This is a genomic window from Lentzea sp. NPDC060358, assembly GCF_042725365.1.
Classification (GTDB): Bacteria; Actinomycetota; Actinomycetes; order Mycobacteriales; family Pseudonocardiaceae; genus Lentzea.
On the sequence record NZ_JBHXCW010000221.1, the window covers coordinates 1 to 12,485 of the forward strand.

Here is a 12,485-nt window from a genome sequence, read left to right on the forward strand (position 1 = left end):
TCATGACGGCATGCCTGGCTGCTTGTGGGTTGCCACGGTAGTGACAACCGGATAACCCGATCGGCCTAACTTCACGCGTCAGCGCCGATCGGAATCGCCAGAACCATCTAGAACTTCGGGAGCCCCTCGAGTGGCACGAACTGACCGGCCACGTGCAAGTTGTCGCGGCCGCCGTCGGCCTACCCGGTCTCGTAGTTGACGACACCGGACCCGCCGATCTCGGCGCTAGGGAAGCATCCACGAAGCCGCCCTCGGACTGCGCCGGTCAGGTCGAGGGCGGTGAGGACGACGCGTCTCTCAGCGCCGGGCCTGCGGGCGACCAGACCACCTGATCGCAGTGTCGGGCTGCACGTGGATACAACGTCGACCAGTCCTTGGCGGCCTAATCAACGACTATGAACCTGCGGCAGCCTAACGTACGGGTCAGACCGCCGGGCCGCTTTGACACTCCGCAACTTATTGGGTTTTCGCTCCTAGTCCATTTTATCAGTCACGCCAAAGCGATCGGCTATTTCGTTCGGTCCTGCACCTGGGCCTGGAGTTGGTCGCACTTGCCGAGTAGTTCATCGAGGGTTGCCACGATTCGGCGCTGCTCTTCGAGAGGTGGCACAGGAATCGGCATCTCTCGGAGGGTGCGGAGGTTGAGTCCAACGTACGCAATGCCTCTAAGGCTTGCCTGGATCAGGTCCCAGAAGTACCCGGAGGCAAATACGCTGACCAAGAAGTCCGGGTCAATGGCATTGCCGACGGGGACGACTGCTACCTCGCGTGCCACGTTGTAGCCGGCGAGCTCGTCGGGCACCCGTGCGACTCCACCCAGAGTCCCGCGGACGTTGATCACTACCTCGCCACCTACGAGACGTGTTCGAGCGAAGTTCTTTTCGATCTCGGGATCGACCCGGCGCACAGCTGATAGCTCGAGCCGCCGCGGCTTCACGTCACTGCATCTCAGGGTTGGCACGCCACCCTGGAGCGGCTCAACGCCGAGCTTGATTACCCCATATGAGATGTCCCGATCGTCCTCGAGAATGGTGCGTACTTTGGTCACCCCCCAGTTGGAGGGAACAGGGTAAGGCAACAGGCTCAGATCGCTCTCGCTCGGATCGATGGGTGAGCTCTCGGTAGTGTCTTGAACACTTAGCTGACCTCGAACGGCGAGATCCAGTATCGAAACAGCAAGCCTCTTCACGTCGTCGGGGGATTCAGTCACCAAGCTCAAGTGCTCTAGAGCAAATTCAGCATCGATATTCTGGCCCAGCGTCCGCAGTGTTGCAGAACTGAGCCGTTGACGAGCAAATTCGGCGACACTCTGTTCGGCAACTAGCTGATCGATCAGAGTGAAGATTTCGTCGACTTTCTGTACGATCCGGAGTTGTTCAGCCTCGGGGGCAAGTGGAAACAGGTAGTTCTTCAGTGACCTGATGTTGATATGCGGGACGGTCGTGCCGATGACGTCGGCCTTCGCCTGGTCAAAGACGATCGGCGAATTTAGACCCCATGAAAAGAACGAAGGTGCAACTCCAGGGCCGACGCGAAATTGCATCATGCGCTGCGAAAGGCACATCCTATGGCCATCGGGTACGACCGCTGCGATCCCGTAGTTGCCTTCTCGGCTGTAGAAGATGTCGCCAGGCTCAGGCTCGAGCCTTGCCGTCTGGCGCTTGTACTCTTCGGGGCCCACGCGACGAGCGGTCTCAAAAACTATGCGTCCCGGCTTCATGTCTGCAGTGCGGATAGCTGGCACCCCCGTGTCGGAGTAGACGGGGGTGCGATGCTGGCAGTCCACAATGTGAGAGCAGAGCTGAGCCAGCCGCACCCAGCGCCACGACTCGGGAAGCTGGTAAGGGGCTGAATCTGGATCGATGTCGGGAAAGTGAGGCGCCTTGCCCTTCTTTGCCTGTGCGGCGTGGTATTTTTCGAGCTGGCGAATTACTTCGTCGGCCGAGCCTTCCGATGCGTCCTGCTGGACAAGCTTGCCAGTGAAGGCGAGAGACAAGACGGTGCTACGCAATCGATCTATGCCGCCCGGAATTTCGACCAGCTCGTCCATGGAGCCAACGAGCGCACGAAGGTCATCAACGTTCATGGTGGGACAACGCCTCCGACAGCAAGGACTTGATCTCGGTCACTGACGCGCGCACGGCGTCTTGCTTTTCGCGGTAGGCGGTCAACAGCTCTAGTGGCGTCAGGTCGTCCAGCTTGGTCGCGTTGGGATTCCTGATGTCGAGCTTGTAACCGCTGCTCTTTATCTCATCGATAGAGACACGCCATGCCTGATCAGATTCGACCCGATTGTCCCACCAAGCGCGCTCGCTATCGAACTCTTCGAGGCGCATTGGCTTTGTCTTGTTATAGGACTTCGCTCCTGCTGGAAGGCGGTGCTCGTAGTACCAGACTTCCTTGGTAGGTTCACCCTTGGTGAAGAACAGCAAGTTTGTAGCGATGCTTGTGTAGGGGGCAAATACGCTCCCTGGGAGGCGAATGATGGTGTGCAAGTTGCACTCGTCCAGCAGCTTCTCTTTGATGCGCGCCTTAACGCCCTCGCCGAAGAGGAAACTGTCGGGCAAAACCACGCCGGCGCGCCCACCGGGTTTCAACAGCCTCATGATCAAAACCAGGAAGAGATCGGCAGTTTCACGTGTTCGAATATCTGCGGGAAAGTTCGACTCGATCCCAGGCTCCTCGGTACCGCCAAAAGGCGGGTTGGTTACCACCACGTCGACTCTGTCGGCCGGGCCATAGTCACGGAGCGGGCGAGCAAGCGTGTTGTTGCGCCGAATTGAGGTGGGAGCGTCGATCCCATGAAGGATCATGTTCGTCAAACACAGCAGGTGTGGTAGCTGCTTCTTCTCCGTGCCTCGAAGCGATACCTGCAACGATGCCTCGTCCTCTGGTGTCGTCACCTGTCGACGCAGATGATCGATGGCGTTAGCCAAGAAACCACCAGTACCACAAGCCGGGTCGTAGACGGCCTCTCCCAATCTTGGGTTGACCTTTTCAACGACGAACTGGGTAAGCGGCCGCGGCGTGTAGTACTCGCCAGCGTTGCCAGCGCTCTGGAGGTCCCTGAGTAGCTTTTCGTACAGATCGTTGAACTGGTGACGGTCGGTCTGCGCGTTAAAATCGATGGAATTGATCTTGTTGATGACCTGGCGAAGGAGCGTGCCACTCTTCATATAGTTGTAAGAGTCCTCGAACGCTTCCCTCACGATCAGTGTTCTGGGGTTTGCGCCTCCCGTCAGTCCGCGCAGTCCTGGGAACAGCTGGGTGTTGACGAAGTCGTTGAGCCCCTCGCCCGTGAGGCCCTCCTCGTCAGCGGCCCAGTTCCGCCACTGAAACTCGGACGGGATGGCCGGCGAGTAGCCGTCGACCATGAGCTCGAGCTCTTGCTCGGTGTCGTCTAGGATCTTCAAGAAGATCATCCAAACGAGTTGACTAAGACGCTGAGCATCGCCGTCCACTCCTTGGTCCTGGCGCATCACGTCCTGGATTGACTTTATCAGGCCAGAAGTAATCATGAGGGCGTCTCCCGGTACAGAGCGGCGATGAGATCGTGGAGCACGTGCATAAAGGCCTCGCGGCTGCCGAAGAGCCTGATCAGCTCAACGGGTGAGCCTAAGTCGGAGAGGGGTGCCACTCGCAGCACACCGATGTCTTCAATCGCGCGAATGCCGAAAGCTGCGTATTTTTCGAGTAAAGCAGTGACCAGCTTACCTTGCTTGCCCTCGAATTTTGCTACGTAGCCCGAAGCGCTAAGCGCTGCAGCGCGGTCGGCTCTGATGTCAAAGGTTGCGAGCTGGTCGTAGACGACTTTGAGCGCCAAATCGAACGGGTCGACATCGGAGCCCCGCTGTTCGGCCAGGTCTTCCAGCGGGACACCCTCGTCAGATAACGAGTCGAGGTAGTCGCCCTTGTTGGTGGCGTCCTGCCAGGCAGTCATGAAGTCGGCTAACGTGACGTACCGCTTGATCAGTGCCTCACGCACGAACTCATCAAGGTTGGTGGTGATCGGCTGCCCATCAGCGCCGACCAGCTCGACCGTCTCGCCCGCGATCGTCACGGCCTGCCCACTCACATAGTAGCGCTTACGCCGTGGAGTTTTGCCTTTGGGAATAGTGACGGCTGGGGCTTCGCCGCCGTCTTCCTCAGTGTCTTCATCGTTTTCATCGACGTTATTGAGCTCGTTGATCACGTCATCCATGTCTTCGTCGTCCGTGACGTCGATGATCTTTACTGGAGCGCCGTCGAAGGCGGAGTCCTTGAAGAGCTTTGTGACGTCACGAAAGTCGATGATGACGAAGAACCACTTGTCGTAGTCCGTTCGTACACGGGTGCCTCGGCCAATCATCTGCTTGAAGTCAGTCATGCTCTCGACTTTGGTGTCGAGCACGATGACCTTGCAGGTCTGAGTGTCGACGCCAGTGCTGAGCATTTTAGACGTCGTGGCAATGACAGGGTACGGAATCTCCGGGTCGATGAAGTTGTCGATTTCTTGCTTACCGATCTGCTCATCGCCAGTAATGCGCATGATGTAGCGAGGGTCTTTGGTAACTTCGTTCTTGTTGAGGTTAACTAGCGCCCGGCGCATCCGCTCGGCATGAGCGATGTCACGGCAGAACACGATGGTTTTGTCGAGCTGGTTGGTCTTCTGAAGGTAGTCAGTGATGCGTTGCGCGACCTGTTGTGTTCGCTGCGGCAATACTAGGTCGCCGTCGAAGTCGTCGCGCGTATAGTGGCGCTGTTCGATTAGCTTGCCCTTGTCATCGACCTGACCGGGTTCGGGGGTGAAGCCGGTCAGGTCGACATCAAGATCAACGCGAACCACCTTGTATGGAGCAAGGAAGCCGTCGTCGATGCCCTGCTTGAGCGAGTAGGTATAGAGCGCCTCGCCGAAGTAGTCGATGTTGCTGACTTCGTTGGTTTCCTTAGGCGTCGCCGTCATGCCCAGCTGAATCGCTGACTCAAAGTAGCCGAGGATGGCTCGCCAAGCGCTGTCTTCACGAGCGCTCCCTCGGTGGCACTCGTCGATGATCACGAGATCGAAGAAGTTCGGCGAGAACTGTTTGTATGCGTCCTCCTCGCCCTCTTGACCTGTCACGGCCTGGTAAAGCGACAGGTAGAGCTCGAAGCTCTTGTTGACTTGCCTGCCAGCACTGACCTCAAAATCGAGGTTGTCGGTGCCGTCGACCTTGCTGATGGTCCCGCGTGAGGTACTGAGCTTGGCCATCCGACCCTTGAACATCGAGAAGTCGTTCATCATTGTCTGGTCGATCAGCACGTTGCGGTCGGCCAGGAACAGGATGCGCGCTTGCCCTTTCTCCGGATTGAGCTGCTTGAATGTCTCCATGAAGCGCCAGATGATCTGGGCTGCTGTGTAGGTCTTGCCCGTACCCGTGGCCATCACGAGCAGCAATCGCTTGTCACCCGCGGCGATGCGTTCCATGGTCCGATTCACGGCGATGCGCTGGTAGTACCGAGGGCGCCGGCCAGAGCCGTCATCATAGAACTGGCTCTGGAGGACAGGTTCTTCGGCGTCCTCGATACCCTTCCACTTCTTGTAGATGTCGTAGAGCACATCGCGAGTTGGGAACTCGTCGAGGCCGATCTCGACCTCAACCTCGTCGCGCTGACCGGTACGGTCGTGCCACACGAACGAGTCGCCGTTGCTGGTGAAGACCGAAGGCACGTCCAAGTGCTCTGCGTACTCGATGGCTTGCTGCATGCCATCGCCGACCTCATGGTTGTTGTCCTTCGCCTCGACCAGAGCGATCGGCAGGTTGGGCCGGTATTCCAGCAGGTAGTCGACCCGCTTGGGCTTCTTGCGGCGTCCGGTCTTGCCTACGATTTGGATGCGGCCGTCGGTGAAGTAGTAGAACTCCTCCCGGAACGAGTCGAGCGGCCATCCCGCAGCGCTCAGCGCTGGGGTTATGCGCCTCGTGCGCACTTCCGCTTCGGTCCACTGCGACATGTCCGGATTGCTCACAGGGCGATCATACGGAGGCGTACCGACAGTCCATTGCCAGACGCGCATAGCGATCACCGTGGGTGACACGCGCATGGGCCAGCTTCGCTGGCGCCACTCTCGGCGGTATGCCTACCGTCTACGCCGCTATGCCCGGCGGAACGACCGGACGTACCTCACCTCGTGACCTGGCTGCGATCCGAGCTCCGATTGAGCAGCTGCTCGTCCGTAGAGCAGACAGGCTTCGGTGCAAGAAGCCCAGGTTGTGGCGCTCGTTCGGCAGGCGGCGGTTATGAGCCAGCAGGCAGCGTTAGGCGCGTGTCGACATCGTTGAAGGGTGCTTCGACGTCGACACAGACCAGCCCCCACCTCCATCGAGGCGCGCCCTCGGGTCACCGGATCACCGACGGCACCCGGTTCGAGTTGCGAGCTGCGGCGTTGTTCGTGGGGCACGAACTCGCTGCAGGACACGATCGCCCTTGCCACCGCTGATTCGTTGCGGCCTACATGATCTTCTCTGTGGCTATTCAGCTGTCGGCTTGGCGTGAGGCATTTCGCCTGGTGTCACTCCGCTGATGGCGTACTGGCTGATGCGGCCGTGGCCGTCGCATCGGTTAGTGGACATGCCGCGAGTCTCGAAGCCTGGTTGATCCCGAACTGGCCAGGTGCAGATGGATATGATCAAGACTGAGTTGACTGCAGCCTGAGGCGCTTACGTGGTCTTCGCGCCGCAGCTCACTGTGTGTGTCATCGCTCGACCGAGGCCGCTCCAAGTTCAGGAGGAAGTGGCAGCCGATGCCAGGCCTGACGCTAGAGAGAAGCGCATCATCGAGCTCTACACCAAGTCGGCGGAACAGTTGGGCTCCGGAAATAAGCTGCGGCACGACACGTCGGCCTCTGCTCGTTAGAGAGACTGGCAAAGGGCGACGCTGATCATCGTCAGTCGATTCGTGAAACTCATCTCTGCCTCCCTTCGGCTCCCGTGCTGCTCAGCATGGCGTGAGAGCACGTCGCTGGACCGTTTGGTGGGTGGCGTAACTGCCCAGCGAAACGAGGCGATAGGCGGATCGTGACTTACGAGTTTGACGAACACCGGTGGGGCCTGCGCCGTATCGAGGCGCCTGCCCGGAGGATTATCGATGCCGGCCTGGGTGAGGGCAGGTCGGCGATCGAGCCGGAGTTGCTCGCTTGGGACGCCCCGGTGGTCGTAGAGCTCCGAAGGCGGATCGTCGACAACGCTGATGCCGGGCGTGGGACTTTCCTGAAGAAGCTGCGTGAGCAGTTGGCCGGCGCGGACCGCGAAGTCGTGCTGCTGATGGCGGAGTTGCTGGCGTTGCACGCCTTGCCGTTGGGGAATCTCAGCGGGGCGGTGAAGACAGGCAGGGTCACCACGGTGTTGTCGTGGAAGGAACCGCCTGCTGTGGTGCCCGAAGACATCAGCCTGGGCCTTGAGGGGCCAGGCGTGTTTCACGGTGGCGTGGGATTCAACGTTCAGATCTGGCAACAGCTCGGCTGGTTGCTGTCGTTCGTCGAGCAGTGGCACGAGCTCAGCCCATCCGATCGTCAGACCGCCCTGAGGGAGCCGTGGACGTTCCGGGAGTTTGTTGACCGTCAGGACACCGGCCAGCTGGCGATTCGGAACTCGTTGCTGTACCTGGCGTTTCCGGACACGTTCCTGCCGATTGCCCGCCAAGCGGACAAGGTCGCGATTCGCAACGCCTTCGAATCGGAGATCGGTGGCCGGACCGGCGCCGACGCCGTCGCTGTTGACCGCGATCTCTTCGCGATCTACCGCGCACACCGGGAGAAGGCGAGCGACGAACGCGTTCACTACTACAGCGATGAGTGGGAACCGAGGTGGCGCAAGCAGAAGCGCAGGCGCACCGACGATTCCGCCCGTGCCTGGCTCGTGCGCGACCCCGACATCAGCCAGAACGGACGCATCTCGATTGCCGCGGATCACCTGGGTGACCTGGATCCCTCGGTCGAACGTGAGCAAGTCGACGCGGCCGTCGAGGAGGGGTACCAGCACCTCGACTACGCGCAGCGCCGGGCCCTGGCCACCGACTACTTTCACTTCCTGTCCACTATGAAGGTCGATGATCTCGTCGCGGGGATCGCCGACGACCACGTCTACACCGGCGTGATCACCGGTGAGCCAGAACGCATCGACGCAAGCCTGTGTCGTTCGGTCGCCTGGTCGCCGCAGAGCATCGCAAGTGTCGGCTCTCTGTCGGCGGACCTCGCCAGGGAGTTCGAGCAACAGGGCGCGGTGGTGGACATCACGGGAGCCTTTGCTGCGCTCACCAATCTCGCTGGCGCTCCCGACGCGCCCGAGGAGGCGCAGCCGGTCGGTCAGCTCTCGCTGCGCGCGGCGACCAGCGCGTTCGCTGACTCGTTGCACTTCGACCAGGCATGGTTGCAGAAGGTCGTGTCGGCGTTGCAGGACCGCAAGCAGATCGTCCTCTACGGCCCGCCAGGGACCGGAAAAACCTATCTCGCGCGGGAACTGGCCCGTCACATCACTGACCCGACAGCGATCCGCTTGGTGCAGTTCCACCCGTCGTATGCCTACGAGGACTTCTTCGAGGGCTTCCGTCCGCGCTCGCGTGGCGAAACCGTCAGCTTCGAACTGGTACCCGGTCCGCTGCGCCGGCTTGCCGCGGCTGCCGCGGCTGACAAGGGCCGCCCGTACGTCCTGATCATCGACGAGATCAACCGCGCGAACCTGTCGAAGGTGTTCGGGGAGCTGTACTTCCTGCTGGAGTACCGCGACGCGACGATCGACCTGCAGTACTCCCCAGGCGACCGGTTCAAGCTGCCGCCGAACGTGTTCATCGTCGGCACGATGAACACCGCCGACCGCTCGATCGCGCTGGTGGACGCGGCCATGCGGCGGCGGTTCGCGTTCTTCGAGCTGCACCCGGATCATCCGCCGGTCAGCGACCTGCTGGAACGCTGGGCGACGGCGAATGCCAAGACCGACGACCGGGCCGAGCTCCTCGTCAAGCTGAACAGCGCGATCGGCTCGGACCGTGAATTCAAGATCGGCCCTTCGTACTTGATGAAGCCAGACGCCGACCGTGGGCTCGAGCTGGTGTGGGAGCAGTCGATCCTGCCGCTCTTGGAGGAGCACTACTACGAGACGCTGAGTCGGCAGATCGTGCACGAGAGGTTCGGTCTCGACGTCATCCGCGGTACGCAGTGATCGTTCTGAAGGAGAACGCCTCAACGGGCCCGACTGTGCCGCTCACCGCGGCACAAGCCGCATACCTACGCGGCAGCAAGCTAGTCACGATCCGCGGCACGGGTCCGTACACGATCATCCCCAAGGTGAAGCAGGTTGGCGCCTTGCACGCGCACGGCCTGGACGTGGTGGTCACGCCCAAAGTGAGCATCCAGCGCTTACTGTTCCTGCTGGGCTACGCGGCCAACCCCGGCTTCCTCCCCGAGCACGTCGAGGGCGTCCAAGCGGACGGCCTGTGGCCGATCGTCGCGGAAACCTTGTGCCGCCACGCCGAACGTGCATTGGCCGGCGGGGTGCTGCAGGGATATACGACCGATCAGACGACCAGTAGTGTGTTGCGCGGCCGAGCCCGGGTCGCCGACCAGATAGCCCGCCGCCCCGGCCGGATGATGCCTCTGGAGATCACCCACGACGAGTACACGGTGGACATTGCCGAGAACCGCCTGCTGCGGGCAGCGGTCCGGAGGATGTGCGGGGTCCCCCGCGTTCCCCAAACGCTGCGCACTCGTCTGCGCCACCTGGACAACCGCCTGGACGGAGCGTCGCCGTTGCGTGCGGGCGCTCCGCGGCCACGGTGGCGTCCGCACCGGCTCAATGCCCGTTACCACCCGGCACTGCGCATCGCGGACTTGGTGCTGAACACCCTGTCGTTCGAGGTCGGCGAGGACGGTCTGGCCATCGCCGCGTTCGTGGTCAACATGGAGCGCGTCTTCGAGGACTTCGTGACCACCGCACTGCGCGAGGCTTGGCGCGCCGATCCGGGACGCACCCACAGTCAGTACGCGGCCACCCTCGATACCGGCAGCGCTATCAACCTGCGGATCGACGTAGTGCACCTGGTGAACGACAAGCCCCGATTCGTGGTGGACGCCAAGTACAAGCTTGAGAGCCGCTCCGGTGGCTACCCGAACGCCGACATCTACCAGGTGCTCGCGTACTGCACAGCGCTGCAGATCGACCGTGCTTGGCTGGTCTACGCGAGTGGCACCGGCGGCTCAGCGCCGCGGGCGATCCGCAACACCGGCATCACAATCACCGAGTACCCGCTGGACCTTGATGCCGCGCCCCTTGATCTTCTCGCCCAGGTTAATCAGCTCGCACGCTCGGCCTGGATCTGACAAAACACGGTCATGGTGTCGGTGCCCCTACGGCCACGTACCTGATTTTGGCGTCAGGAAGGAATCTGGCGGGTCGCACGGCGCAGGGGTGAGACGGAGCTGGCTCGTTAGGTCGTGCTGGGAAACATCAACTCGTCGAGTGGCTGAAAGCGGACCGGGTCGTCAACGATGCCCGGCTTGCCTGGTGAGCGGCGGATGAGGCCTTCGACGAGTACGGCCCGGCCTGCGTTATGCCAGTCCCAGGCGGTGCGATAGTCGTCGAGCGGGAGGCGCACTCGCACCTCGGACTGTCGGCCCCGGCGCATCGTGGACACGGCGATCTCTCCGTACGGGTCATCGCGGTTCTCGTGCCGGAACTGGACGATGGTGCCGGAAAAGATCTGTTTGGATGGCACACGTTGCTGCCGCAACCGATCGGCGACGAACCGGACGAGGTCGGCGGCCTCCGCGCTGATCGACACCTGCCGCGGCATCGTGTCCGGTGCAGCCACTACGGGAGACCAGCTGACGGTGGTTTCGAACTCCCCGATCGCGTTCTCGTCGAGGACGTTGACCAGAGCTGCGCAGAATTCCCTGCTCACTCCGCGGTACACGAGCTCGTGGAGATGATCGGCGTTCGGTGGTCTGCCAGGTTCCACGACGAGGTCGTGCACCGCCTGCATCGACTGGGCGAACGTACGCACGACGCGGCGTTCGAAGGGCTCGGGCGCGGCGTTGTGCAGGACAGGCTCTTCCTGCTCGTCGTACAACGACGGTTGCCGGGGATCAGGTTGTTCTGGCTCGGGGATCGGCACCAGAACGGGGATGATGAACGATCCTCGTTCGGTGTGTCCCATGAACGCCTCACGGACGACCTCGTCGCCGATACGGGAGTAGCTGCCACCGATCTGGGCTCGCTCCCACCTCGCGGTCGTCGCGGTCGCGCGCAGCATGGTCCGCGCGGAGCCGATCAGCTTGGTGGCCGTCTCCAGCGGGATCTTGTCGATGATGCGGTAGTCGTTCACCGCACGTAGATGAGTGACGTCGAACCGCACGTGGCGCACAGCGACGGTCGTCGCATTGACGTCGCGGCGCTCGGCGCGTGCCAGCCTGGTGAGCACCGAGCCGACCAGCACGTCGTCCGGTTCGTGCGGCACACCGATGCGGGACCCATCCTTCGTCCACAATGTTCCGCCAGGGCCCGGTGGGTCGGCCGACCAGCCGTGGGTCTTGAGATAGCTGTGCAGATCAGCCAACGTCGGCAGGACGACGGTGTCAGGCAACTGCACCGCCTCCCTTCGACTTGCCGAAGCTAGCCTCGACGTCGGCATCCCACAGTCGCAGCGTGTCCGCTGTGAACCGCTGTGCCTTCGGAACAATAATGTTCTGGCCCTCTGGAAGGGTGTCGACTCGCGCCCAGAAGGCCGCCGCATGATGCAGCGTTGCCCCGTCGTCGTGGTGAAGCCAGGAGAGCTGATCGTCCGGGTCGACGATCACGAGGACGAAGTACACCGGGACGTTGGAGCGGATCCAGCGCTGGCGCCACGACTCCTCCACCTGCCACGTCGCTGTCGCACCGCCCTTGATCCGGAACTTTCCGGTGCATTTGACCTGGAGTCGGACGGGTGCGATTTCGAGATCAACGATTCCGTCGACCGCGAGTACGTCCTCGTCCGCGCTGGTTTCCTGAAAACCCACCCCAGCTTGGCTGCACACGGCACGAACATAGGCGATACCGAATCGAGACTTCGCGCGGTTCGGGTCCAAGGTTGCTACATCGCTCCACGCCCGGTGCACGCCATCGCCCATGATCACCATAGGGGTCTGCTGCACGAGTAGGTGACAGTTGTGACCTGCCCTACTGGATGGGTTCCAGAGTTGGTGGCTAACTTGCAGCTTCTTCGAGAGGCTGTGCACTGTGCCCCGTGCGTACCCCGCCGAGTTCCGAGCGCGTGCCGTCGCGCTTGTCCGGGCCGGTAGAGAGCAGAAGCAGACTGCAGCCGACCTGGGTATCCATCCGGTGACGTTGTCGAAGTGGGTCAAGCAGGACCGGATCGATCGCGGCGAGATTCCCGGCACCCCGAGCAGCGAGTCCGTCGAACTGCGTGCCGCTCGACAACGGATTCGGGAGCTCGAGACCGAGTTGTTGATCGTGCGTCAGGCAGCGACGTTCCTGGGG

At 61.6% G+C, this 12,485-nt stretch carries 8 protein-coding genes; 3 read left to right on the top strand and 5 right to left on the bottom strand.

Annotated features, from left to right (window positions below; genetic code table 11):
• Positions 1-508: 508 nt before the first annotated feature.
• The 3 genes from ACFWGZ_RS32810 to hsdR are packed head-to-tail and all read right to left on the bottom strand — an operon-like array spanning position 509 to position 5,983.
• Positions 509-2,050 (bottom strand): restriction endonuclease subunit S, encoded by a 1,542-nt coding sequence (locus ACFWGZ_RS32810; RefSeq protein ID WP_382455466.1) that lies wholly within the window; start codon positions 2,048-2,050, stop codon positions 509-511.
• Positions 2,051-2,075: 25 nt separating this feature from the next.
• On the bottom strand, positions 2,076-3,518 hold the full coding sequence (locus tag ACFWGZ_RS32815) for an N-6 DNA methylase (protein ID WP_382455467.1): 1,443 nt from the start codon (positions 3,516-3,518) through the stop codon (positions 2,076-2,078).
• Positions 3,515-5,983, bottom strand: a complete 2,469-nt coding sequence (gene hsdR / locus ACFWGZ_RS32820; protein ID WP_382455468.1) for an EcoAI/FtnUII family type I restriction enzme subunit R — start codon at positions 5,981-5,983, stop codon at positions 3,515-3,517. Before hsdR ends, ACFWGZ_RS32815 begins: the two co-directional genes overlap by 4 nt.
• Positions 5,984-7,031: 1,048 nt before the next feature.
• On the opposite strand from hsdR, the gene ACFWGZ_RS32825 reads away from it, so the two are divergent.
• Together ACFWGZ_RS32825 and ACFWGZ_RS32830 are read left to right on the top strand one after the other, a co-directional pair.
• A complete protein-coding gene (locus ACFWGZ_RS32825; protein WP_382455469.1) occupies positions 7,032-9,170 on the top strand; it encodes an McrB family protein in 2,139 nt (712 codons plus the stop codon).
• Positions 9,167-10,327 (top strand): McrC family protein, encoded by a 1,161-nt coding sequence (locus ACFWGZ_RS32830; RefSeq protein ID WP_382455470.1) that lies wholly within the window; start codon positions 9,167-9,169, stop codon positions 10,325-10,327. The genes ACFWGZ_RS32825 and ACFWGZ_RS32830 overlap by 4 nt, the downstream gene beginning before the upstream one ends.
• A gap of 107 nt (positions 10,328-10,434) precedes the next feature.
• On the opposite strand, the gene ACFWGZ_RS32835 is transcribed toward ACFWGZ_RS32830, so the two are convergent.
• Entirely contained in the window at positions 10,435-11,595 is a 1,161-nt protein-coding gene (locus ACFWGZ_RS32835; protein WP_382455471.1) for a hypothetical protein, read from the bottom strand.
• A complete protein-coding gene (locus ACFWGZ_RS32840) occupies positions 11,582-12,124 on the bottom strand; it encodes a DUF4365 domain-containing protein (protein WP_382455472.1) in 543 nt (180 codons plus the stop codon). Before ACFWGZ_RS32840 ends, ACFWGZ_RS32835 begins: the two co-directional genes overlap by 14 nt.
• Before the next feature lie 100 nt (positions 12,125-12,224).
• On the opposite strand from ACFWGZ_RS32840, the gene ACFWGZ_RS32845 reads away from it, so the two are divergent.
• On the top strand, positions 12,225-12,485 hold a 261-nt coding region (locus ACFWGZ_RS32845; protein ID WP_382455473.1), incomplete at its 3' end, for a transposase.